This is a genomic window from Alteromonas sp. RKMC-009 (genome assembly GCF_003584565.2).
Lineage (GTDB): Bacteria > Pseudomonadota > Gammaproteobacteria > Enterobacterales > Alteromonadaceae > Alteromonas.
Map to the genome: position 1 here is coordinate 2,405,615 of NZ_CP031010.1, position 24,406 is coordinate 2,430,020.

The window sequence follows — 24,406 nt, forward strand, 5'->3', positions numbered from 1 at the left end:
GTTCAATGGTTTCAGGCAGGAACAGTCATGAAAAAATGGGTAACGGTTATATTTGTCTTATTGCTGGGCGGATGCAGCAGTAAACTGGCATACAACAATCTGGACTGGCTGGTTTACTGGTATATGGATGATTACATCGAGCTGAATAATCGCCAGGAAGCCATGTTTGATAAGCAGCTGGACAAGTGGATTGACTGGCATCGCAGTAAAGAATTGCCCGCCTACATCAATCATCTGAAACTGGTGAAAGAGGATTTGGCAGAGAACCGGCTGACAGAACAGCGCCTGTTGTCTCATTACACCAAAGCCACGGAGCACTGGCAGCGTTTGCGGGAGGAAATCACTCCGCCTCTGGCATCAATGGCGGGCGAGCTGTCTGACGAGCAGGTGATCAGACTGTTTGCTGCACTGGAAAAGGACAACAAGGAAACAGAGGAAAAGATAGAAGAAACCAATGAGTGGTCAGAACAGGAACGCATGGAAGACCGTGTAGAAAGCCTGGAAGAGGATATGGAAGAAAGGATCGGCCGGCTTACAGAGGAACAAAAACAGTTAATTCAGGATATGGCGCCCGGCTTCATGCCGTCACGGGAATTGTGGCTGGCATACCGTCGTGATTTACAGCAGCGGGCGAGGGTGTTATTCGCCGGCCGTAAGAATAATCCTGATTTTACTGAGCAGCTGACTGCGCTGATGCTCAATCCTGAACAGTACCGGTCTGAAGCATTTCTTCAAGTCTGGCGAAACAATCGACAGCAACATGCCAGACTGGCGTCATCTGTCGCAAGTTCTCTGACAGCGAAACAAAAAAGCAAGCTGGAGGATGAGATCAACGATATGATTGCCAGCCTCGAAGATTTGCTGGACGAATAACTGCTTGGAATCCCAACTCAGACCGGTCTATGGTTTTTTACTTTCACTGCTGACCGCTTTTTTGTGGGGCGTGCTGCCCGTGGCGTTAACCCTTTGCCTCAAGGTAATGGACAGCCCGACAATTACTTTTTACCGGTTCCTGACGGCAGGGCTGGTGGTATTTTTTATTCTTAAAATACGTCGCAGCCTGCCTGTCGCTGCATCGCTGACCCGTAATGGCTGGTTGCTGGCGGCTCTCGCTACGGTGATGCTGGTAACCAATTATGTCACCAACGTTATGGGATTAAATTACCTCAGTGCGTCCAGTGCCCAGGTTCTCATGCAAATCGCGCCATTTGTGCTGATGACCGGCGGGGTGTTGTTGTATAAAGAGTCGTTTACCAAAGTGCAGTTTGCCGGTGCGGGACTTCTGATCCTCGGGTTGGGATTGTTTTTCAATCAGCGGTTGCCTCAAATATTTGCCTCAGAAACAGAAAGCATTGCCGGCCTGTTCATCATCGCCGGTTCAGCTGTCGCATGGGCTATTTATGCACTGGCGCAAAAACCATTGTTACGCACTTTATCAGCAAGACAACTCACACTCATTATGTATGCCGCAGGTGGCCTGTTACTTATTCCGCTGAGTACCCCGACAGAGCTGATGTCCATGGACGGTCTGCAAATGGCTGCACTGGTGTTTTGCTGCCTGAATACACTGGTTGCCTATGGAGCTTTCACCGAGGCGATGCGTGTCTGGTATGCGTCTAAGGTATCCGCCGTGCTGGCAGTACAACCGGTCTTTACTTTTATCAGTATGACGTTAGCTGAGAAAATTATGCCTGATACCTTTCACCAGCCGGAACTGGACACGGTTGCATATGGCGGGGCATTACTGGTGGTCACCGGCTCGATGATGGCCGCGCTGGGAAAGAAAAAGCCTGTCAAAGTGTTATCAGGCAGCCTTTCCGGTAAGCCCTGATAATTCTGCTCTCAGTTCCTCAAACTTTTGCAGGAACTGAGGCTTCATGAACATACCATCCAGCAGTTTCAGTAACCGCTTGCTGTCTGTTAATAAAGCCGGCTGCTCTTTAGTATCGGTGTTCAGCAGTTTAATCACGCATTGCAGCAGGTTGAGGGCAACCCCGGTATTCACCGGCGCAAACTGCAGGGCTTTGGTGAAAGACGTGCGTGCCGCTTTAAAATCGCCCTGCTGATAATGTTCAATGCCTTCTTTGTTATGCATAGAGTAAAGCTGTTGTTTTTCAGCAGCCTTTTGCTTGTCGGTATCCAGCATCTGTCTTACAGAATCGTGCACATTACCTGATCGAATTACATTCACCAGAGCGTCTGCTTCATCATATTCGCCGATGGCATACATCACTTTTAAACTGTCCGGCGCATAGGTTTGCGGATAAGACTCGTATTTTTGCTGTATCGCTTCCTGGCCACTGTTCAACGCCCGCTTGGCTTCAATGAGCTTTCCTTCAATACTGTGAAGCCTGGCTGTGAATATTTGTTCATAGATCACGAAATCGAATTCGTCGTTATTACGGCTGAGGTAATCGTCAAATTTACCCCGCTGCACGGCAAGATGAGCTTCCTGCTGATAGCGGTTACGGGTTTTCTTATCTTCAGCGTTTTCCGCTACTTCCAGAATACTGCGAATGTAGCTGCACCAGATATCCGCATGCTCTTTCACCGTTTTTCGGGACAACAACCAGATTGCCTGCGCACTTTCACTGGCCAGCACAAAATCTTTGTGTTGACGGGCGATATGACAGGCAATGTGATGACGCTCTGTGCAGTAAGGGGAAATTTTGATGGCATGACGTATGGTTTCTGCAGCCCGCTCAGTGTCGTTATTGAGTAACTGGCATTCTGCCACCACGTCATAAGCTTCGGCACTGAAACGGTTACGTTGCAGAACACTTTGTGCCATAGAAAGGGCCTTGTCCCGCTCATTCATTTTTAACCAGTTTTTAGCCAGTGCCAGTTGCAACCAGGGCACAGGTCTGTCTGTATCAAAATCGCTCAGTACATTCAGAGCACCGGCGAAATCTTTCTGTTGCCAGCAAATGCCGGTGAGCAGTTGTGCAACCGAACCACGGTAAGGCCGGTTAGTAGCAAGTAACTTTTCCGCCTGCTTTCGGGCAAGGGCAGTATCGCCTTCATGGAGCGCATGATAAACGGGCAGCAGGGCCTGGCGTTTTTTCCAGGCACGTTCAAGACGGGTTTTCAGCTGGTTCTGGGAAAAGGGTTTTATCAGGTAGTCGTCAGGTCCGCGATCAATAGAGCCCAGTACGAAGGGGCGGGTGCTGTCAGCACTGATCAACATCACAATGGCTGAGGGTTTTGCAAGTTTCTGACTACGCAGCTCTTCGATAAATTCAAAACCGTTCTTTTTGTCAGAGCCCAGATGAAGGTCGCTGATGATGATATCAAACTTGCGTTTCCGGCACAGGGATAACGCCTGCTCTGCGGAGGATTTCGTGACAACTTCGGTTGCACCCATAGAATGCAGCAGACCCCGCAAAACCAGCAGAAAAGGGCGCTGATCTTCTATAATCAGTACACGTTTATCTGCGTAATTCATCTACCTGTTACCCTGAAACCAGACTTTAGTATAATGATCGGACCATTACGCCTAAAGTTCAAGTATGTAAATTTGTACGGATCTGTCTTTAGTTATCCCGGTCAATGCCGATAAGCACAGTATGAGTACACCTGATTTACCCTTTGACTCTGGCCGGCTACCGGCACTGATCCCTGATCGTGAATGGAACGGGGAGCTTGCCCGTGCGGCAGGTAAAGGCGCGCAGTTCTCCCTTTTCCTTGCCATGCATTGTCAGCCCGGTGCTGAGCACTTTTCACTGTTACCCGCAGAGGCAGACGGGGTTACCGGCGATCCTCATTTTCCCGACCGTCTGAATCACTATAAACGGTCACCGCTTAAACCCTCTGATGCAGACTATCTGGCGCTCAATACTACGGCAAAGATGGCGAATTCCGGCTCAGCGGCGGCCTTTTCATTATGGCAGTCTATGCATCCTGATCCGTTAAGTGCCCATGACAATGCCACGCTCATTCCTCCCGAAGTTAAGGAAAATTGCAGTCTGGCAACCCGTATGCGGTTGCAGCATATTTCCCGCACGCCGGAACCAGTAGACGAAACTATGCTGGATGAGGTGATAAGTGGTTCTTCCTCATTGCTGACTGCCTGAAAAACGCTTATTTTTTGTTAGGTCCTGAGCTGATTTGGAAAATCGCAGACGTTCTGGTATATTTCGCGCCGCAATTTGCACTGGTCTTACGCTCCAATCAGCAAAGGTAAATATAAAATGACTCAATATATCGTTTGCGCGATGTACAAATTCGTTGCGCTTGAAAACTACGAAGCTATGCGCCAGCCGCTCCTCGAAAAGATGGAAGAGCAGGGTATCAAAGGCACATTATTGCTTGCCAGCGAAGGCATCAACGGCACAGTTTCCGGTCCCCGGGAAGGGATTGATAATTTACTCGCTTATCTGAACAGCGATCCGCGAATCAACCCTATCTCTTACAAAGAATCCCTGCATGACGAGCAGCCGTTCTACCGCACCAAGGTAAAACTGAAAAAAGAGATTGTGACAATGGGTGTGGAAGGTATTGATCCCCGCCATACGGTGGGTACATACGTGAAACCCAAAGACTGGAACGACCTTATCAGTGATCCTGACGTGCTGGTTATTGATACCCGCAACGATTACGAGATTGAAATCGGTACTTTCAAACATGCCGTCGATCCAAACACAAAGACCTTCCGTGAATTTCCTGACTATGTGAAAGATAACATGGACCCGGAAAAACATAAGAAGGTGGCCATGTTCTGTACCGGCGGTATCCGCTGTGAGAAATCCACGGCTTATCTGAAAGAGCAGGGATTTGACGAGGTTTATCACCTGGAAGGCGGTATTCTGCAATATCTGGAAGATGTACCGGCAGAAGAGTCTTTATGGGAAGGTGACTGTTTTGTATTTGATAACCGTGTTGCGGTGAATCATGATTTACAGAAAAGTCAGTATGATGCCTGCTATGCGTGTCGTTTACCGATTACTGAAGAAGACAAACAGTCTGATAAGTACGAGCCGGGTGTGAGTTGCCCTCATTGTCACGGTACACACAGTGACGACCAGATTGCCCGCTTCCGCGAGCGTGAAAAACAGGTTCAGCTGGCGAAAGCACGCAGCGAAGAGCACGTGGGTTCTGATGCAAGACTGGCAATGGAAAAACGTCGTCAGGAAAAAGCAGAAGAGCAGCGTCAACGTGCGCTGGCAGCAAAACAGGCACAGGTTAAGTAGACAGCCGGGAAGTTGGGTTGTACACTTTGTTCATAAGTCGTAATTAATCAGGACATTAAGTGAGCACCCAACTTACAGAAGAAAAAATCGCAGAAATCAAAAGTGATTTCAGCTTCTTTGATAAAGACGGTAACGGTCAAATCGATCTGCCTGAATTTATTGAACTGCTGACCGTATTGTCGCCGAAAACGAAAATGAGCCATGTGGAAGAAGGGTTCAAAATTATTGACGACAATGATGACGGCTACATCGATTTTGAAGAGTTTCTTGCCTGGTGGCAGGAAGGCTGGTGGGAATATTAATCCTGCATAGTTTTAAAAAAAACGGGCTTATTCAGCCCGTTTTTTTGTGTCATTCTTCTTCGTCATCGTCGATGACATCATTGCGTTTTTTCTTCATCACCGGCATGTGACCGGCTTCATCGCCCTTCATGGTATTCACCCGCCTTTTCACCGGCGGCTTTTGACCGGCAGAGCCGGTTTTACTGCGATTACGCTCATCCTGTCCTTTTGTATTCTTTGGCTTCATCTGCTTTTTACCGCTGAACTTCGCCGGTAACAGGGGATGCGTGGTGCAGTCAACATCATAGCTGACATGATCTTTAATCGTCAGGTAGCTTGCCCAGTCCCTCGGGCCCACAAATGAAATAGCAACACCCTTGTCTCCGGCCCGGCCTGTACGGCCAATCCGGTGGATATATTCATCAGACTGTTTCGGCAGGTCAAAGTTGACGACTAAGCCTACTTTGCGCAAATCCAGGCCCCGGGAAGCGAGATCCGTGGTAACCAGCACACTATTCTGACCACGACTGAAATTACTCATGATGGCAGCCCGCTGGTTTTGCGGCAAATCACCACGTAAAGCAACAGCTTCAAGATGCTGTTCGTTTAAAATGGCAGCAATGCGGTCTGTGTCTTCTCTGGTTGCTGTAAAGACTACCGCCTGATTGTAGTCCTGCTCTTTAAGTACCGTGAGCAGCAGGTTATCTTTGTGTCCCACGTCATCGGCAAAATACAAAGTCTGGTCGATATCCTGATGGGCAGCAGTAGACTCACCAACAGCTACGCGTACAGGGGCCTTCAATAAGTCGCGGGTTAAATGATTCAGGGCAATATTATCCAGCGTGGCAGAAAACAACATTGTCTGACGCTTACGGTGATCCGCGAAGCGGTTGATCAGGTTAAGCTGCTCCGCAAAGCCTAAATCCATCATACGGTCTGCTTCATCGAAAATAAGCAGTTCCAGCCCGTTAATAAAAAATGATTTGTCTTCAAGGTGGTCTGCAATCCGGCCAGCGGTGCCCACAATGACATGAGGGTTGCGGCGGAGCACTTTAGTTTGATCGTTATAATTTTCACCACCAACAATCAGCGCACTTTGCAGGCCGACGCCATTGGCAAGGCTGCGTAATTCCGAGAACACCTGTTTGGCCAGCTCGCGGGTAGGGGCAAGAATAAGTGCGCGGGGATCCTGCTTGCTTAGTGCTTTGCTGGTCATTAACCGGTGAACAAGAGGGATCAGAAAAGCAAAGGTTTTACCTGATCCGGTTTTTGACGATGCCATGATGTCCTTGCCCTGCAGAGCCGGCAGAATAGTTTGTTCCTGCACTTCAGTCAGGCTTTCCAGGCCTTTTTCCTGCAAACGTTTGACAATTTTATGGTGAACCGGAAGATCGGCAATTAACAAGCTCAAGTGAATACCCCGTATAAAACAATGGCGGTATTATCCACGAAAGGCTTTGTCAGATAAAGGCGGGAAGCAAAGTAAAAAGGTGCGGCAAGGCACCTCTTTACTTTATGTCAGGAAGATTAAAGTTGCATTTCCGGTACATCGTCAGCGGCAATCAGTTTGCCGGCGGTTTTTTCACGGATTTCGTCCACGGAAACACCGGGCGCCCGTTCACACAGATGAAAAGCACCGTCTGCGACTTCAAGTACGGCCAGATCTGTGATGATGCGTGTAATGCAATTCACGCCGGTAAGGGGCAGGGTGCAGGCCTCTAACAGTTTTGAATTACCGTGTTTGTCAGCGTGAGTCATGGTAACAATGATGTTCTTCGCACCGGCCACCAGGTCCATGGCACCGCCCATGCCCTTAATGAGTTTGCCGGGAATCATCCAGCTGGCGATATTACCGTTTACATCGACTTCAAATGCGCCCAGCACAGTGAAATCAACGTGCCCGCCACGGATCATGGCGAAGCTGTCGGCGGAACTGAAAATAGAAGCGCCGGTGATAGCCGTCACCGTTTCTTTACCGGCGTTGATCATGTCTGCGTCAATTTCGTCTTCATCAGGATAGCGGCCCATGCCTAAAAGACCATTTTCTGATTGCAGCATAACCTCTATGCCTTCTGGCACATAGTTAGCGGCCAGAGTAGGAATACCGATACCGAGGTTTACGTAACTGCCGTCCTGAAATTCCTGCGCCACACGCATTGCGATTTGATCTCTGGTTAATGCCATGATTACGCCTCCTTCTTCGCGGTAACGCGACGCTCAATACGTTTTTCGAATGTACCTTTAATCACGCGGTCTACGAAAATACCCGGGGTGTGAATTTGAGAGGGCTCAAGTTCACCGGGCTCTACAATTTCTTCAACTTCAACCACAGTGATTTTACCTGCGGTGGCTGCCATGGGATTAAAGTTCTGTGCGGTGTGACGGTAAACGCAATTTCCATAGCGGTCTGCTTTCCAGGCTTTGACAATAGCAAAGTCACCGGTAATAGACTCTTCAAGAATATAAGGACGGCCGTTAAACTCTTTCACTTCTTTGCCTTCACCGACAGGTGTGCCGTAGCCTGTTGCCGTGTAGAACGCGGGAATACCGGCGCCACCGGCGCGCAGCTTTTCAGCCAGTGTGCCTTGCGGGGTCAGTTCGACCTCAAGTTCGCCGTCGAGCAACTGTTTTTCAAACAGAGCATTTTCACCAACATAGGAAGACACCATTTTTTTGATCTGGCGGTCTTCAAGCAAAATACCGAGACCAAAGCCGTCGACACCGCAGTTATTTGATACCACAGTCAGGCCTTTTACACCTGCTGTTTTGATTTGTGCAATTAACCCTTCCGGAATACCACACAGTCCAAAGCCGCCGGCCACAACGGTCATGTTGTCAGACAGACCTTCCAGTGCTGCTTCATAACTGGTAACGACTTTATCGAAACCTGACATATGAATCTCCTGTTGATGAATAATGAATCAATTTAAGTATCCGTGACTGATAAAATTTTGTAAAATTGATTTTATATCAATATTAATAAAATATTTTTATCAATATGAGCATATCGTACCGTAACATGCTGGCGTTCATCCGTGTGGCTGAATCTGCCACTTTCGCTGAGGCAGCGGAAAAACTCCATCTGACGCAGCCTGCTTTGTCGTCTGCCATTAAAAAAATGGAAGAGCAACTGGGCGGCAAACTGTTCAGCCGCAGTACCAGACGTGTCTCACTGACCCCTGAAGGGCAAACCCTGCTACCCAATGCGAAGCGTCTGGTAAATGAATGGGATGAAACCTTCCATGACATGCAAAATCTGTTCGCCATGCAACAGGGTAAACTTACCATTGCTGCAATGCCGTCTTTTGCCGAGAGTAAACTTCCCGCGTTACTGAATGATTACCACCGCAAGTTTAATAATATCCGCCTTCGGGTGCTGGACGTGGTCATGGAAGCAACGATTGATAATGTTTTACAGGGTAACGCAGAAATTGGTTTTACTTTTGAGCCCGAAATAGCCGATGGTCTGATCTTCAAGCCATTGTTCACCGATGAATTTATTGCCGTGATGTATCCGGGTCATCCTCTGGCAATGCAGGATACTGTTCCCTGGCATGAATTGCTGTCCCATCCGTTTATCGCCATGAACCGGGGCTCTGCAGTGCGCCGCTGGACTGAGCAGGCAGCGCAGGGGCCCGGCCAGCTGAACATCATCGCGGAAACCGGTCAGCTTGGGTCAGTCGGCCAGTTTATCGCGCAGGGAATGGGCATTTCTGTGGTGCCGGCTATTTGCCGGCAACAAATGGAAAGTCGCGGGTTGTTGTGCTGTGCCATCAAAGATAATCCGCTTAAGAAACCCGTGGGTATGATCCGTAGTCAGCGGGGGGGCTTGTCGGTTGCGGCAGGCGAATTCTGGCAATTATGTGAGCGTGCCTATACCCGGTCAGAAAATAACTCACTATGAAACATCGGGGTTATTAATCGCATGTATTAAGTGTGGTGACAGCCAGTGAGTGATTTTCAGGAGGCTTATCTGACAGATGTACCATGCCGTTTTCGTCTTGCCAGCGATACAGTGTTTTGCCTCCTGTGATTTGACCTGAGCCGGTGCTGCCACAGATTTTGCTCGCTTTGAATTTGGTTGCCTGCCGGTTGCTGTTCTCATCGTCAGCAGAACCTGTCAGTGAAGGTAATTCAATGGATGTTAATTCAGGCAAGTCCGGAAGTTCCGGTAGCAGGATGCCGGGCATGTTAAGTGACGGCATCGCATTGGTGATGTTTTGAATGGCCGGATTGTCTTGCTGTGTAAGCAGTTCCGTCATTGGTTCGCGGACAAGCCAGAGCACGATGCATGCGTTAATGATAAACGCACAGAGTACGAAAAATACCTTTTTCTTCATCAGCCCGGAACAGCTATGTATTCACTACCATTTTTTCTTCGGTGCAAATAATTCATCCAGTTCGTCCCGTTCTGCTTCACGGCGACGCTCGCGGTCTTCAGCATTGGCGTTTTTAAGATCGTCCTGAATGGCTGTGAGCCATTCTTTCAACGTGGCAGTGCGGGATAAGATGTATTCATCCGGCTGGCTTTGACTTTCCAGGGCTTTGATGGCTTTTTCAAAATACTGTCTGGCAGAGCCCAGCATATTGGATTGCATGGCACCGCGGCCACGTTTAATTAAGGTTTCGATATTCACTTTTAACTGCAAACGTTCCAGGCTTTTATCTTCTTCAGCGAAAATACGGCTTTCAATTTTGCCTTTGGAATGCTCAGAACGGAGCAAAATACGGAGTTTTTTTACAGCCTGAATATACTGAATAATCAGTTTGTCGTTATCCGGCAGGGAAAAGTCTGCGGTTGCAGGAGAGTCCAGCGACATAGCACTGTTTTTAGAATTCTCAGCGTCTGCTATACGCTGTTTAATATCAGGTGTGCCTGCACCGAGTTCCGCCATGGCTTTTAATGCATTGTGCACGCGGGCATGAAGGATCCCCATTAAACGCTGGGATACCGGCATGTTTGAGCAGGCCATGATCACATTTTCAGTTTCATCAATAATTTTACGGTGCTTGGATGCCTCATTACGGCGGTCGGCTTCCTGTTTAGCACGGTGTTGTTGAAACGCATTGATCATAATGGCTGCAATGACCAGTACAACAATGAGTATTATTATTATTGTGAAAAACATGAGTATATATCCATTAAAAATGTCTCAATTGCCTGTGTCGCCGGGACTTCACTGCTCAACGTCCTATCCAGTTAAAGTTTAAGGCAATTTTACTTCAAAAACACTACCACCCAGACTACCACCGTTATTTAGTGAAATCTCCCCGCAATGGTTGTTATTTACATGGGCATTGGCAATCAGCCGCGCGAAAAAGAGGCCCAATCCCGTCCGGCCCTGACTCAAATCGAATCCGGCGAGGTCTGCTGTGCTTTTTTCCAGCATGGAAGAGGGATAGCCGGGCCCGTCATCTTCCACCGTAATCACAAGCGTTTCGTCACGGACCGCCGCATTCAAAATAATTTGTGATGTGCCATAGCGCATAGCGTTAATCAATACGTCGTTGATTAACATGAATATGAGTTCGCGGTCGAGATACCAGCTGATGTCATTTTCCACGTTTATGGTAACAAGCAGATTCTTTTGTTCCATATAAATGCGGACGGAAGACATGACATCTTCAAACAAATCGTCGATAAAGCATTCATCAATGGTTACAGGCAACTGATTGAGTTCGGCTCGGTATAAGGACAGGATCTGCACAAGATTGGTATTAAGCCGTGTTGCCTCATAATGCACGCTGGCAACTTTTTCATTTGCCTGACTGTTTTCAGGAGGCAGGTTCTCCGCCAGCGACTCGATGGACTGGATAAGCAGGCACAGTGAATTTTTCATATCGTGTACGGCTGCTGCCAGCACGGACGAAAAATCGATGGTCTGTAACGGAGATTTTTCCGACATAAATCCTCTGAATGTGCGCGTCTTGTGTTATGAAACAACGGTGTACAGCAATTGTAAAGGATGCCCCGGGCGCATTGAGTATAGCTTACTATTCGTTTATCGGTGATTTTCAGAGAAACTAAATACCTGAACACTAAGTGATTAACGATTATTTGCATTTATAGTACTTTCTTCGGTTATAACCAAATCGACTATAGCAATCGCATGCGGTTTTAGTTATAACGGTAATCAGAACCAATTCGTTCCAGCCGGTGAGGGACACACAACATGAAATTACAGCAGCTTCGCTACATAGTAGAAGTGCAGAACAACAATCTCAACGTATCCGCTACAGCAGAAAGTCTTTACACCTCACAACCCGGCATCAGTAAGCAAGTCAGGATGCTGGAAGATGAACTTGGTGTGCAAATCTTCGGTCGCAGCGGCAAACATCTTACTCATGTAACAGACGCGGGTAACGATGTGATTAACATTGCCAGAGAAATACTGGCCAAAGTTGAGAGTATTAAATCTGTAGCCCGGGAGCATACGCTGCCTGACCAGGGCAAGCTGAATATCGCCACCACTCATACTCAGGCCCGTTACGCGTTACCTGATGTGATTAAAGGCTTCATGAATAAATACCCTAAGGTGTCGTTACATATGCACCAGGGAACGCCGTCGCAAATATCTGACCTTGCCGCGAAAGGCGAAGCGGATTTTGCCATCGCTACCGAAGCGCTTCACCTGTACAACGATCTGGTGATGCTGCCTTGTTATCACTGGAACCGCAGCGTGATAGTGAATAAAGACCATCCGTTATCGAAAAAGGGTTCAATTGATATCGCTGATATCGCCAAGTATCCGCTGGTCACCTATGTGTTTGGTTTTACCGGCCGCTCGGAACTTGACCAGGCATTTGAACGTGCCGGTCTGACGCCGAAGATAGTGTTTACTGCCACCGATGCTGATGTCATTAAAACCTATGTGCGTTTAGGTGTGGGGATCGGTGTAATCGCTTCTATGGCGGTGAGTGAAGAGCTGGATGATGATCTCGTGAAAATCGATGCGTCTCATTTGTTCGATTACAGCACCACGAAAATCGGATTCCGTAAAGGCTCGTTCTTACGTACCTACATGTACGACTTCATTGAGCGTTTCGCGCCGCATCTGACCAAAGACAAAGTCGAAAAAGCCATGATGCTGAAAAATAATGATGAAGTAGAGAAGATGTTCAGAGGCATTACGCTGCCGGTGAAATAACACCTTCGTGAAACAAAACAGGCCGGATTATTCCGGCCTGTGTTACATCAGCATTCGATAATATTAACCGCAAGACCGCCTCTGGCGGTTTCTTTGTATTTGGTCTTCATGTCATTACCGGTATCACGCATGGTTTTTATCACCTTATCCAGTGATACTTTATGCTCACCGGAACCGCGAAGCGCCAGACGGCTGGCATTGATAGCCTTGATGGCGCCCATGGCATTACGCTCAATACACGGCACCTGAACTAGTCCGCCGACCGGATCGCAGGTCAGTCCCAGGTTATGTTCCATACCAATTTCTGCGGCATTTTCCACAGCAGCTACAGTGCCACCCATGATTTCAGCCAGTGCACCGGCTGCCATTGAACAGGCAACGCCCACTTCACCCTGACAACCGACTTCTGCGCCGGATATAGAAGCATTTTCTTTATATAAAATACCGATAGCACCGGCGGTAAGCAGGAACCGGGCAGCCGTTTCTTCATCAACAGGACGGATGAATTTATCAAAATACGCCAGTACAGCCGGAATAATGCCGGCTGCGCCATTGGTTGGTGCTGTGACGACACGGCCTCCGGCAGCATTTTCTTCGTTCACTGCCAGCGCAAACAGATTTACCCAGTCCATAGTTTGCATAGGATCGGCAGAGCGCTCAGATTGCAAACGGCGGTAGAGACCCGGTGCCCGGCGTACCACTTTCAAGCCACCCGGCAATATACCTTCATTATCAATACCACGGTCAATACAGGCTTTCATGACCAGCCAGATATCGAACAGCATGCGTTTTACTTCTGCGGCCGGGCGCAATACGCTTTCGTTTTTCAGCATCAGAGAACTGATGCGTAAACCGTTGGCGTTACACTGCTGGCACAGTTGTTCTGACGTTTTAAACGGGTAGGGCACTGACGCCTGCGTAGCAATAGCAAGGGTTTTGGCTGCGTCAAAGTCTTCATCTTTAATGATAAAGCCGCCGCCAATGCTGTAATAAGTCTGGCTTTTAACCAGTTCATCATTGTTATCGTAGGCAAAGAATGTGAGGGCGTTGGCATGCTTTGGCAGCGTTTTACGGCGATGAAAAATCACCGCGTTTTTATTCGGGAAGCTAACGCTGCGGGTACCGTTAAGCATCAGTTTACCGGCATGGTGAATGGTATCCAGCATGCTGTCGATCGCATCAACGTTAATTGACTCCGGCAACTCACCGAGTAACCCCAGGATTACCGCTTTACCGGTACCGTGGCCTTTGCCTGTTTGTCCCAGCGAACCGAATAATTCCACCCGCACAGACGCAACGGATTCCAGACGGTTTTCACCTGCAAGCTCTGAGGCGAACTCCGCACCCGCCCGCATCGGGCCGACAGTATGGGAACTGGATGGTCCGATACCGACACTGAACATGTCAAAAACACTGATCATACTTAACCGTTTCTCACTTTATTTTAATTATAGTTAATGATCATGCATCTGAACCGGATCAACTACAATACAGAAATCCTAATGCAGGAATAAGTAAACCTAATGGGATGTAAAGAAATGTTGATGGTCAGTCGTCACAAAGGTGGGAAGACAGGTTTCTGAGTATGGCGGCGGTTGCACCCCAGATAAGGCGGTTTTGCCACGGCATAAAGTACACCGGATAACGTTGTTGTTTACGTTCAATAAAGTGGGCGAAGTGATTCCGCCGGTCCATAAGAAATGCTAACGGTACTTCAAAAGCATCAGCAACTTCGTTACGGTCGATGGTCAAAACCGGGCCGGGCTTCACAAAACCGATAACCGGCGTCATGGCGTAACCACTGATTGTGCGGTATTCAGGCAGAGCGCCGATGATGTCCACTTCAGAACGGAGTAAGCCAACTTCTTCTTCGGCTTCCCTGAGGGCTGTATCTGCCAGTGTATTGTCCTGTGGTTCTGCGCCGCCGCCCGGGAAACTGATTTGACCGGGATGATGACGTAAGTGATGTGCACGTTCTGTCAGCAGTACCGTCAGGCCGTCAGGATGATCGATCAGCGGGATGAGCACACCCGCTGCGCGCCCGGTTTTGCGCAGCGGGTAATCGGCTTCATAATCAATTTGCCGTAAATGATGATATCGCTGTAAAAACTCACTGCGGTTCACGCTTTGTCTCCAGTACCGGTAATATCTTCGAGACCTTATCCAGCGTTTCCTGATATTCATCCCCGGCAACGGAGTCTGCCACGATGCCACCGCCTGCCCAGCAATGCAGCCGGCCGTTTTCAGCCAGCAGTGTGCGGATAAGAATACTCGAGTCCATATCTTGCCTGTGTCCGACATAAAAAATACTGCCGCAATACACATTACGCCGGTCGGGCTCTAATTCATCGATAATTTCCATGGCGCGGATTTTGGGTGCACCGGTGATAGAGCCGCCGGGAAAGGCACCAGCCAGTAAATCAAGAGGGCTTGCTCCTGTATTCAACTTTCCGGTAACCGTACTGACCATATGGTGCACAGCTTCATAACTTTCAAGGGCAAATAATGCCGGTACCTTCACAGAGCCGGGCTGGCAATGTTTACTGAGATCGTTACGTAGCAAATCCACGATCATCAAATTTTCAGCACGGTCTTTTTCAGCCGATAACAAATCTTCCGCACTGGCACGGTCTTTATCCTTATCGGCAAAGCGTGGCCGGGTGCCTTTAATGGGTTTCGTTTCCACACAACCGTCTTTCACTGATAAAAAACGCTCAGGAGAAATACTCAGGATGGCGGTATTGTCTAGGCGGATAAAAGCGGAAAACGGCGCTTTGTTTGCGGTGCGAAGGGTTTTGTAAGCGTCCCATTCGCTACCGTTAAATGTCGCGGTAAAGCGCTGGGCCATGTTGACCTGATAGCAGTCACCGGCGAGCAGATAATCATTAATAGTTTCAAGGGCGCTGATGTATTCCGGCTCTGTCAGGTTAGACTGCCAGGCGCCTGTTAATGAAAATGAACCGGCTTTTGCCAGTTTATCTTCCCGCGTTATGAAGTCAGGCTGTGAAGGTTTGTCATCCAGCCTGCAATAATATAATTTTCCGGTTTCGTTATCTTCAATCAGCGACTGCGAGTACAGTCCGGCAGCAAGATCGGGACAAAGGTAATCATTGCGGGCCTTTGAAGGTAAGGTTTCATAACTGCGCCCCAGATCATAACCTGCCAGCCCCACCGTACCTGTTTGAAAAGGTAACTGTTCAAGTATTTCTTGCGGTACATCACTCACTGTTTGTAACGCAGAAAAGTAATGGCGCTGAACGGTATCAAGAACTGCCAGAGGTTTACCGTTGGCTTCAACGGAGTCATCAGAACCCGGACGGGATATCGTAGTGATATTATTGCGGGTTATTACAGTGATATCCGGTTCCCACACCATAATATTGAACCGGCCAAAGCGTTTGTCGCTGCCGGCAGTATCCAGCAGCATGGCATAAGGCTGGTGCTGCACGCTTTCAAAAAGGCCGGTCAGAGGCGGATACCCACTTATCTCTGATATTAACAGGGTAGTCGACGGCGGGGTGTACAGATGTTCACTCATGGAAGAAACTAGCTTACTAACCTATATAAATAAAACGCATAACCGACACCAAAGTCGCACGTGTAAAGCGTGGTGCAGGTTGTCAAGATGCGCTAGTATACGCTTTTTCCTTTCCCTAACACCACAAAGGCTATAAGAAAAGAGGACGCCATGACCGTTATCCGTCAACAAGACTTCATCGATAGTATTGAAGATGCGCTTCAATTTATTTCCTACTATCACCCGCTGGATTATGTCAAAGCCGTAGAACAGGCCTACCTTAAAGAGCAAAGCCAGGCCGCGAAAGATGCCATGGCGCAAATTCTTATCAACTCCCGTATGTCTGCCGAAGGTAAACGTCCTCTGTGTCAGGATACCGGTATTGTTACGTGTTTCGTTAAAATTGGTATGGGTGTCACCTGGGATAAAACCGATCTGACTGTTCAGCAAATGGTTGATGAAGGCACACGCCGTGCGTATACCAATCCGGATAACCCACTGCGGGCATCTATTGTTGCAGACCCGGCCGGTGCACGTAAAAACACCAAAGACAACACGCCGTCTGTAGTGCATATCGATATGGTGCCCGGTGAGAAAATCGAAGTGATGATTGCCGCAAAAGGTGGTGGCTCCGAGAACAAATCTAAGATGGTCATGTTAAACCCGTCTGACGATATCGTAGAGTGGGTTGTTAAGACGCTGCCAACCATGGGGGCAGGCTGGTGTCCGCCCGGTATGCTGGGTCTGGGTATTGGCGGTACGGCTGAGAAAGCCGCAGTACTGGCAAAAGAAAGTTTAATGGACCCTGTAGATATTCAGGAACTCATCGAACGCGGTCCTGAAACCACTGACGAGAAACTGCGTGTTGATATTTTCAATGCAGTGAACAAGTTAGGTATCGGCGCACAGGGCCTCGGCGGTTTAACCACGGTTGTTGATGTGAAAATCAAATCAGTAGCCACCCACGCCGCCTCCAAGCCGGTTGCCATGATCCCTAACTGTGCGGCTACCCGTCACGCGCACTTCTACCTTGATGGCAGCGGTCCTGCTGATCTGAAGGCACCTAAGCTGGAAGAGTGGCCGGAAGTGACCTGGGAAGTGGGTGAGAATACCCGCCGTGTGAACATGGATGAAGTCACCAAAGAAGACATTCAGGAATGGAAAGTTGGCGAGACTGTTTTGCTGTCAGGCAAAATGCTGACAGGCCGTGATGCGGCGCACAAGCGCATTCAAACCATGCTCGAGAACGGTGAAGGTTTACCGGAAGGCGTTGATTTAAATGGTAAGTTCATTTATTACGTAGGTCCGGTTGATGCGGTAGGTGATGAAGTGGTAGGCCCTGCTGGCCCGACTACCGCTACCCGTATGGATAAATTCACCGATATGATGCTGGAAAAAACCGGTATTGCCGGCATGATTGGTAAAGCTGAGCGTGGCCCTGCAACTGTAGACTCCATTGCCAAACACAAATCAGTGTATCTGATGGCTGTTGGCGGCGCGGCCTACCTGGTTTCCAAAGCTATTAAGAAAGCCCGTGTAGTTGCTTTCGAAGACTTGGGGATGGAAGCGATTTACGAATTTGAAGTTGAAGATATGCCGGTTACCGTTGCTGTAGACAGCACCGGTGCAAACGCGCACAAAACGGGTCCGGCGATCTGGAAAGCGAAAATTGAAGAGCTGGACAAAGAACTGGCTAAATAAACAGTATTTTTTACTGTAAACGGGTACCTTCGGGTACCCGTTTTTGTTTGTGAGTGGCACAATAGACATTCAATAAAAATGAGAATGACACTATGGACGCGCTACTTTCCTCAACCTACTTCCCCGTTTTTGCTGCCGTAATCGCTGCGGGTATTACCTGGCTCCTGGCGGCTATGCGCTCAAACCAGCGCCGGTTACAGGATGATCTTCAGATTAAGCAACTGCAGGACAAACTGGAAGAAAAGCAGCAACAGTGTGAGCAACTTGATGACGAGCTGGCTGAATACCGTGAAAGGCTGTTTAATAATCAGGCGCAACTGGGGGAGCTTAGTCAGAAGGCAGCACTGCTGGCACCTTTGAGAGATGAAATTAGTGAACTTAAGTTGCAGTGCCGTGAAGAACAGCGAACCAATGCCGCGCTGACAGCGCAATTGCAATCACAGCAGGCACAGTTTGATGAGGCCAGTAAAGCCAGTACAGAAAAATTAGCTTTAATGGAAGCGGCAGAGAAAAGACTGCAGGCGCAATTCGAAAATTTAGCCAACCGTATCTTCGAACAAAAAAGTGAGCGTTTTACACAAATTAACCAGACCGGCATGAATGCGCTACTGGAACCTCTGAAGCAGCAAATCGATACGTTCCGCAAGCAGATGGGCGAACAGCACAGCCGTGAAGGGCAGGAGAGAGCATCCCTTAAAACTGAAATTCTCACACTGAAAGAACTGAACAAGCGCATTACTGAAGAAGCGGCAGCGCTGACCAAAGCGCTGAAAGGTGACAATAAGCAGCAGGGAAACTGGGGTGAGGTGGTACTGGAACGTATCTTAAAGGAATCCGGTTTACGTGAGGGCCATGAGTTTGAAACTCAGGTGTCGGCAAAGGATGCGAATGGCAAATTGCAGCAGCCGGACGTTGTGGTGCATTTACCGAATGAAAAAGATGTCATCATCGATTCCAAAGTGAGCCTGCGCGCCTACGAGCAATTTTTCAACTGTGATGACGAAGTACTGCGGGCACGCTTTCTTACTGAGCACGTGAATTCACTGAAATCTCACATTAAAGGCCTGGGGAATAAGCGCTATCAGGATTTAAAGTCGTTGCGCACGCTGGATTACGTGCTCATGTTTATTCCTGTTGAGCCTGCATTTTTACTTGCCGTTCAGGAAGACCCGTCACTGGTGTCGCTGGCACTGGACAATAACATACTATTAGTCAGCCCCACCAATCTGCTGGTGGCGCTGAGGACTATCAACAACATCTGGCAATACGAATACCAGCATCAGAATGCTCAGCACATTGCCGAACATGCGGGTAAGCTGTACGACAAATTCGTCGGCTTTACGGGTGATCTGGAAAAAATTGGTAAAAGTGTCGAGAGCACCCAAAAGGCCTACGAATCGGCGATGAATAAACTCACCGAAGGGCGGGGCAATCTGGTACGTCAGGTAGAATACTTCAGAGAACTCGGCGTACAGCCTCAGAAGAAGCTGTCTGCCGGGTTAATGGCTGATGGTGAAAGTGAATAATTTTTTTATTTTTTGCTTTTGAGCAGTGATATTAGCGGGTGAAATACACCATTTTTGAGACCGGGCCGAATTGTCGATTTTTATCCACGCTCATAAACCCGGATAACGACTAACAGATGGATTTGGTTGAATTTTTGGCTTAGTCTTGGTGTTATAGAACGCAAAAAATACCCCAAACTGGTGTGTTTAAAACAGACTGTTTGGGATCTAAATAGTAGTTATGTACTCAAAGGAATTGAACCATGGTTTACAAGCTTGAACTGCCTATTAAGTTAATCAGTCTACTTGCACCATTTGTAGTTTTCTTATTTCCGTCAGGCCCATTTAATTCTGAAAGCCCTTTAGCTCTTTTAGTATGCGCTTTTCCTTACTTAGTTATCTTTGCGTTTACCCATTTCGTCAAACAAAAAAGCCGTAAATTATTGATTGCCACCGCAACACTACTAGTACTTCTAGTACTTTCTAGCCTTTCAATGATTTTCGGAACAGGATCCGATCCTCAGTCATCTATCGGTCTGTTCTTTGTCTACATCGCACAAGTTTTGGCAGCGCTTCTATTTGTTAGTGTATTCTCAGTTATTCGCGCAATTAAAGGCAACGTACATAACAAACCGCTATAGTCGCTCGCAGGCTCGCAGGCTCGCAGGCTCGCTGGGACAGTAACACGTGGGCTCTGTCGCTTCGCTCGGATTTTAGCCCACGTGTTACTGCCCCTTATGTGGGTGTTGGTATGACTCCCTTTGTCAACCCCGAACGAGCGCTTCCCTGACACTCTTTCAGTCCATAAGCAGTTGTATTTCTCATTAAAATTAAATGAGCTAACGCACCGGATGAGGCAGTAAATTCGTCGGTTGGTATGCTGGTATTCGTAGGTTACTTATTCGAGGAATAAGCAGAGCTGACCTTACTCAATCCGCCGTGGCACCTTCTCATCAGTCTATGCGCGTGGGTCAATCACGGCTAAGTGATTGCCATCATAACACCCTCGTAGGTTGTGCCACTTTCCGCGGCCCGATCCGAATGCGTTAGCTCAAACTCGTTTATCATGTGGGTACTCTGCTTAATCTGAGTTTTGGATTAACCGGTGTGAGTACCACTTCTTTTGCGATTGCCCAGATGTAGGCAGCCATTTCTCTGGCTATCGCGGTAATAATCAGATTGTAGTGTTTGCCTCTTTTAATCATGCGCTGGTAGCGTTTGCACAGGCGAAGCTGGGCCTTCCAGGCAATATCAACGATGTCTTTGGGTAAGCCTTCCTGCCTTAATTGTAATTCGGTGGAGATGTTCGCTGGGTATCGGTAACTGTGTGCACCTTCAATCAACAGGCGTCTGGCCCTGCCATTCCCGGCTTTCGTAATGGCCCCCAGGCGACGCTTGCCCCCGGAGGATTGTTCACCGGGGACTAACCCCAAATACGCCATGAGTTTTCTGGGATGATCGAAGCGTTGTAAATCGCCAAGTTCTGCTACCACGCCCACCGCCACCAACAACCTGACACCCCGCATGGCCTGAATAGCTTTCACTACCGGATAGTAACGCCACTGGTGAACGTGATGGGTCAATTCATTATCCAGCCTTTCTAACCGTCGAATGCGTTCGTCAATGGTCTGAAGTTGTTCCTGCAAAACTATCTGCTGGGCCGGATGGGGTAATATCAGTTCGGTCAGCCAGCGTAAGTGTTTCTTAGACCAGTTGGCCGTTCCTTCATAACGAATATTGTTGCGAAGTAGCAAGGCTTTCAGCTGATATTTAGCTTCTTTTAAATCTTTCATTGCTGCTTCGCGGGCGCGGGCTAAATCACGAATTGCTTCATCTTCCGGTTCAGGCACATAGACAGGGGTGAGATCTTCAGACTTTAGTGACCTGACAAGTTTAAGCGCATCCCGACGGTCAGTTTTAATATGCTCACCGGGTTTCTTAGGAATGAGGGAAGGGGCGACAACATAGCAGCAATGACCCAGACTGGTGATGAGACGGTAAATCCAGTAACCACAGGGACCGGCTTCATAAACAACGTGAAGTGTGGCACCGGGGTATTTCGATTCGAACTGACGGAGCAGCTTCTTAACGCTAACTTTGGAAGAGGGTATGCGGCCAAAGTGAACAGGACTCGCCCCGCGTTGTTCTTCACAATAAGCTACTTCATGGAATTCTTTGTGCGTATCCAAGCCGATAAAAATCATGCTATGTTTATTCATGCTAGCCTCCAAATGAATTAGTCTTAAGCAAACTAATTATGGCACTGGCTTTCAGCTAACCCACGAAAATGCGGAGGCTAGCATTTCACAGGGAGTCATTGTGTCTATGCGCCATTTCCGCTGCCACTGAGACTCGCGGCTTGGTCGATTATTGACATGGAGTCACTTATTTGTGAATAGGAATTCGAAAAAGTTGTCGTCCTCTGAATCTAAGTTCTACTTACCGTTCTCACTTTTCATAACTATCGTGGTTATCGGTGGTTTTGCTCTTAATTGGAGCGTTAATCCGTCCAGTTTGGATAGAGTCACAATTTGGATAGGTTTACATGGAGCCTTTAGTACTGCATGGTATTTGTTGCTTATCAATCAAATTAGATTATCGAATATCGGCAAGTATTCTACCCATAAAACATTAGGGAAACTTAGCGTTTTTATTGTTATCGGAATTCTTGTCACAGGTTCTGTAATGGTTTTCGAATTCTATCATCGTATGGCAGGATTCGGCGTGTTCAATCCCGAGGATGCCGAAGCAAGGATTCGTGCAGGTAGTTTCCTTGGCGGCGTTTTTCTTCAATGGTTAATTTTTTCGACCCTTTATATTTTGGGCATTTTAAATATAAAGAACCAAGCGCACCATAAACGATTCATGATAGCGGCAGCGATTCAAATGATGCCTGAAGGGCTTAATCGGGCTGTGCACATTTTAACTCTACCAAGTTATTCTATGTACATTTTCATATCTTTCGTTTACGCCGTACTAATTTTATATGATTGGAAAACTAAAAAACGTTTATACATAAGTACATTTTCGTCCGTCGCATTGTTTTGCGTGTTGGTCGTGGCTATGAATACTCTTTTTAAATCGCAAGCCTGGGGAGATTTTGCTGTAAAGTTAATCAGTACTTTATAGTGAATGGCGCATAACAATCACATTAAGTCGCCCGCAGGCTCCCTGGGACAGTAACACGTGGGCTCTGTCGCTTCGCCCGGATTTTAGCCCATATGGTGTCGCCTTTAATGTGGGAGCTATTTCGCGAAGGTACATTCCGGCAATTTCTTCACGCTTGAAAATTAATCAATAGACCGCATTAATGACTCAACGTTTATTTCAAGGAAGAAGAAATGTCTCAGGCAAACAGTGTGTTTAAAGAGAAATCTGTAGTCATAGTTCTGGCCTTATGCGTTTTCACTTTTGGGCTTTACGTCATTTTTCGTCTGTGGCAACTGACTAAAATATTCAATTCAAAAACGGAAAGTTATATTTCAAAGGCTTTCACAACAACTGCAATTTCTATTTATTTAGTTTCTCTACTTGGTCTCATCTACTATTTTCTTTTCCCTGCACCAGTAGCACTATTGATTACGGCTAAACTTCTTCATCTGCTGTCGGCAATATTTCATATCGTATGGATTATCAAAGTCAGAAATAGGATCAACAGAATAAATAACGTCTCAAAAGGCAATGCGTTGTGGCTGGGCCCTTTCCTTAGCAGCTTCTTTCATGTCATTTACTTTCAACACAAAATAAACCAATCTATAGGTTCTGAGGCTGCTGACAAACTCGCGATATAACAATCACGCAGCCAAACTCCGGGCCTCACGTTACTCATTTTTGAAGAAGTTGTGGGGAAATTAGGGAAGAATTATCCATATAAATACTTAGTCGCTCGCGGGCCCGCCGGGACACAAACATGGCGGCTGTGTCACGCCGTTCCGGTTATAGCCGCCATGTTTGCGGCCCTGAACAGGGCGTCATAATTCAGGATGAACATGCAAATTTCATTGGAAGAAATAAACAAGAATAATTATGAGACAGTGTGTGACCTCGATGTCACTGAAGCACAGGAAGGCTATGTCGCGTGCAACATGTGGTCATTAGTTGAGTCATTTTATAACGAAGGTCATACTTGTAAGGCTATCTGTTTCGACAGCAAACCCGTCGGTTTCTTCATGTGGGTTAAAGAATCAGTGTCAAAAGTTTCAATTTGGCGTTTTATGGTTGATAAAAACTATCAAAACCAGGGAATAGGAAGAGTAGCTTTAACGTTGGCACTCGAATCCATAAAAGAAACACCGGACATCCGGGAAATCGAAATATGCTATAACCCAGGAAACCCGGTAGCCAGGGATTTTTATTCAAGCTTCGGGTTTCAAGAAATAGGCATGGATGAAGATGGTGACGACATGCTGGCTCTTATTAAGCTGTGAATTATAGCGATCTGGTGTAGTAGCAAGCAGGGCCGCCAGGACGTTTACGCATGACCTGCGTCACTTCGCTCCTGATTGTAGCCCATGTGTTATCGCCCCTTAGTGGGGATTAACCACCTAGGATAGTCAAAATTTTTAAAATTTCTTTGGCACGCTGGTGCCGCGATATTTTGGGCAGGGTTAATTCTTTCCAAACCTTTTTGGTTACTTGGATATCTAGTGGCAAGTGGCTGCTCGTTTGACGAATACGAAGAACTATATTCCCCTGATCAAACTATGCGCGCTGTAGTTGTAAACGCTGATTGCGGAGCAACAACAAACTGGCAAACTCAAGTATATGTTGAAAAAGTCGATGGAAGTCGGAAAACTGATATTTTAATTCGTTTAGATGGTCCCCCCGGGGATATGAAATACAAAATATCCTGGCTAAATGACGACGAGTTTTTAATTTCAGAGTTTGATTTTTGATAAGATGCTGGGGTTTAACAATCAAAGCTGGGGAGCAGATTTTGTTCGTGTCCGCTTTAAGGTAAGAGGTAGCTAACAAGTGCATGAACACTCGCTGCGCTCGCCGGGACTCTAACGCCTCGAACCCATGCGCTTCGCTTGATATTGTAGTCCAAATGTTTTGCACGCTT

25 protein-coding genes are annotated in these 24,406 nt (G+C 47.6%); 14 read left to right on the plus strand and 11 right to left on the minus strand.

Annotated features, from left to right (window positions below; genetic code table 11):
- Positions 1–27 precede the first annotated feature (27 nt).
- Together DS731_RS10610 and DS731_RS10615 are read left to right on the plus strand one after the other, a co-directional pair.
- The gene (locus DS731_RS10610; RefSeq protein WP_119501300.1) at positions 28–873 is read left to right on the plus strand and encodes a DUF6279 family lipoprotein; all 846 of its coding nucleotides are present in this window, start codon (positions 28–30) and stop codon (positions 871–873) included.
- Between the two features lie 4 nt (positions 874–877).
- Positions 878–1,831: a DMT family transporter gene (locus tag DS731_RS10615; RefSeq protein WP_119501301.1), complete on the plus strand. Its 954-nt coding sequence runs from the start codon at positions 878–880 to the stop codon at positions 1,829–1,831.
- Here DS731_RS10615 and DS731_RS10620 read toward each other — a convergent pair.
- The gene (locus DS731_RS10620) at positions 1,805–3,445 is read right to left on the minus strand and encodes a response regulator (RefSeq protein WP_119501302.1); all 1,641 of its coding nucleotides are present in this window, start codon (positions 3,443–3,445) and stop codon (positions 1,805–1,807) included. The two genes, DS731_RS10615 and DS731_RS10620, sit on opposite strands and share 27 nt — an antisense overlap.
- 121 nt (positions 3,446–3,566) lie before the next feature.
- On the opposite strand from DS731_RS10620, the gene DS731_RS10625 reads away from it, so the two are divergent.
- The 3 genes from DS731_RS10625 (at position 3,567) to DS731_RS10635 (ending at position 5,491) form a co-directional block, all read left to right on the plus strand.
- Positions 3,567–4,073 (plus strand): VC2046/SO_2500 family protein, encoded by a 507-nt coding sequence (locus DS731_RS10625; RefSeq protein WP_119501303.1) that lies wholly within the window; start codon positions 3,567–3,569, stop codon positions 4,071–4,073.
- 117 nt (positions 4,074–4,190) lie between these two features.
- Complete coding sequence (trhO, locus tag DS731_RS10630) at positions 4,191–5,189, plus strand: oxygen-dependent tRNA uridine(34) hydroxylase TrhO (protein ID WP_119501304.1); 999 nt, start codon at positions 4,191–4,193, stop codon at positions 5,187–5,189.
- Positions 5,190–5,248: 59 nt separating this feature from the next.
- Positions 5,249–5,491 (plus strand): EF-hand domain-containing protein, encoded by a 243-nt coding sequence (locus DS731_RS10635; RefSeq protein ID WP_119501305.1) that lies wholly within the window; start codon positions 5,249–5,251, stop codon positions 5,489–5,491.
- 49 nt (positions 5,492–5,540) lie between these two features.
- On the opposite strand, the gene DS731_RS10640 is transcribed toward DS731_RS10635, so the two are convergent.
- The 3 genes from DS731_RS10640 to DS731_RS10650 all read right to left on the minus strand — a co-directional run bounded on the left by DS731_RS10640 (position 5,541) and on the right by DS731_RS10650 (position 8,364).
- The gene (locus DS731_RS10640) at positions 5,541–6,875 is read right to left on the minus strand and encodes a DEAD/DEAH box helicase (RefSeq protein WP_119503388.1); all 1,335 of its coding nucleotides are present in this window, start codon (positions 6,873–6,875) and stop codon (positions 5,541–5,543) included.
- 122 nt (positions 6,876–6,997) lie between these two features.
- Positions 6,998–7,654 carry a CoA transferase subunit B gene (locus DS731_RS10645; RefSeq protein WP_119501306.1) on the minus strand — a complete coding sequence of 219 codons (657 nt, stop codon included), beginning with the start codon at positions 7,652–7,654 and terminating at the stop codon, positions 6,998–7,000.
- 2 nt (positions 7,655–7,656) lie between these two features.
- Positions 7,657–8,364 carry a CoA transferase subunit A gene (locus tag DS731_RS10650; protein ID WP_119501307.1) on the minus strand — a complete coding sequence of 236 codons (708 nt, stop codon included), beginning with the start codon at positions 8,362–8,364 and terminating at the stop codon, positions 7,657–7,659.
- A 104-nt stretch (positions 8,365–8,468) separates the two neighbouring features.
- Here DS731_RS10650 and DS731_RS10655 point away from each other — a divergent pair, with 104 nt between their 5' ends.
- The gene (locus DS731_RS10655; protein WP_119501308.1) at positions 8,469–9,374 is read left to right on the plus strand and encodes a LysR family transcriptional regulator; all 906 of its coding nucleotides are present in this window, start codon (positions 8,469–8,471) and stop codon (positions 9,372–9,374) included.
- Between the two features lie 13 nt (positions 9,375–9,387).
- Here DS731_RS10655 and DS731_RS10660 read toward each other — a convergent pair whose 3' ends face one another.
- From DS731_RS10660 to DS731_RS10670, 3 genes are all read right to left on the minus strand, one after another.
- Positions 9,388–9,810 (minus strand): DUF4124 domain-containing protein, encoded by a 423-nt coding sequence (locus DS731_RS10660; protein WP_119501309.1) that lies wholly within the window; start codon positions 9,808–9,810, stop codon positions 9,388–9,390.
- Between the two features lie 24 nt (positions 9,811–9,834).
- On the minus strand, positions 9,835–10,599 hold the full coding sequence (locus DS731_RS10665; protein WP_119501310.1) for a hypothetical protein: 765 nt from the start codon (positions 10,597–10,599) through the stop codon (positions 9,835–9,837).
- 78 nt (positions 10,600–10,677) lie between these two features.
- Complete coding sequence (locus DS731_RS10670; protein ID WP_119501311.1) at positions 10,678–11,376, minus strand: sensor histidine kinase; 699 nt, start codon at positions 11,374–11,376, stop codon at positions 10,678–10,680.
- 267 nt (positions 11,377–11,643) lie between these two features.
- On the opposite strand from DS731_RS10670, the gene cysB reads away from it, so the two are divergent.
- Complete coding sequence (cysB, locus tag DS731_RS10675; RefSeq protein WP_119501312.1) at positions 11,644–12,618, plus strand: HTH-type transcriptional regulator CysB; 975 nt, start codon at positions 11,644–11,646, stop codon at positions 12,616–12,618.
- 47 nt (positions 12,619–12,665) lie between these two features.
- On the opposite strand, the gene DS731_RS10680 is transcribed toward cysB, so the two are convergent.
- The 3 genes from DS731_RS10680 to pabB all read right to left on the minus strand — a co-directional run bounded on the left by DS731_RS10680 (position 12,666) and on the right by pabB (position 16,156).
- On the minus strand, positions 12,666–14,039 hold the full coding sequence (locus DS731_RS10680) for an L-serine ammonia-lyase (RefSeq protein WP_119501313.1): 1,374 nt from the start codon (positions 14,037–14,039) through the stop codon (positions 12,666–12,668).
- A gap of 127 nt (positions 14,040–14,166) precedes the next feature.
- Positions 14,167–14,742 (minus strand): CoA pyrophosphatase, encoded by a 576-nt coding sequence (locus tag DS731_RS10685; protein ID WP_119501314.1) that lies wholly within the window; start codon positions 14,740–14,742, stop codon positions 14,167–14,169.
- Positions 14,729–16,156: an aminodeoxychorismate synthase component I gene (gene pabB, locus DS731_RS10690; protein WP_119501315.1), complete on the minus strand. Its 1,428-nt coding sequence runs from the start codon at positions 16,154–16,156 to the stop codon at positions 14,729–14,731. The genes DS731_RS10685 and pabB overlap by 14 nt, the downstream gene beginning before the upstream one ends.
- Positions 16,157–16,306: 150 nt before the next feature.
- Between pabB and DS731_RS10695 the strand changes: the two genes are divergently transcribed.
- From DS731_RS10695 to DS731_RS10705, 3 genes are all read left to right on the plus strand, one after another.
- Positions 16,307–17,836, plus strand: coding sequence for a fumarate hydratase (locus tag DS731_RS10695; protein ID WP_119501316.1), 1,530 nt, complete (start codon positions 16,307–16,309; stop codon positions 17,834–17,836).
- A 92-nt stretch (positions 17,837–17,928) separates the two neighbouring features.
- Positions 17,929–19,362, plus strand: coding sequence for a DNA recombination protein RmuC (gene rmuC, locus DS731_RS10700; RefSeq protein ID WP_119501317.1), 1,434 nt, complete (start codon positions 17,929–17,931; stop codon positions 19,360–19,362).
- Positions 19,363–19,604: 242 nt separating this feature from the next.
- Positions 19,605–19,982 (plus strand): hypothetical protein, encoded by a 378-nt coding sequence (locus DS731_RS10705; protein ID WP_119501318.1) that lies wholly within the window; start codon positions 19,605–19,607, stop codon positions 19,980–19,982.
- Positions 19,983–20,405: 423 nt separating this feature from the next.
- On the opposite strand, the gene DS731_RS10710 is transcribed toward DS731_RS10705, so the two are convergent.
- Positions 20,406–21,560: an IS110 family transposase gene (locus tag DS731_RS10710; protein WP_119501319.1), complete on the minus strand. Its 1,155-nt coding sequence runs from the start codon at positions 21,558–21,560 to the stop codon at positions 20,406–20,408.
- 247 nt (positions 21,561–21,807) lie between these two features.
- Between DS731_RS10710 and DS731_RS10715 the strand changes: the two genes are divergently transcribed.
- The 4 genes from DS731_RS10715 (at position 21,808) to DS731_RS22155 (ending at position 24,236) form a co-directional block, all read left to right on the plus strand.
- Positions 21,808–22,470 (plus strand): hypothetical protein, encoded by a 663-nt coding sequence (locus tag DS731_RS10715; protein ID WP_150154275.1) that lies wholly within the window; start codon positions 21,808–21,810, stop codon positions 22,468–22,470.
- 212 nt (positions 22,471–22,682) lie between these two features.
- Positions 22,683–23,132: a hypothetical protein gene (locus DS731_RS10720; RefSeq protein WP_119501321.1), complete on the plus strand. Its 450-nt coding sequence runs from the start codon at positions 22,683–22,685 to the stop codon at positions 23,130–23,132.
- A gap of 198 nt (positions 23,133–23,330) precedes the next feature.
- Complete coding sequence (locus tag DS731_RS10725; RefSeq protein WP_119501322.1) at positions 23,331–23,768, plus strand: GNAT family N-acetyltransferase; 438 nt, start codon at positions 23,331–23,333, stop codon at positions 23,766–23,768.
- A gap of 276 nt (positions 23,769–24,044) precedes the next feature.
- Entirely contained in the window at positions 24,045–24,236 is a 192-nt protein-coding gene (locus DS731_RS22155) for a hypothetical protein (RefSeq protein WP_202980720.1), read from the plus strand.
- Positions 24,237–24,406 lie beyond the last annotated feature (170 nt).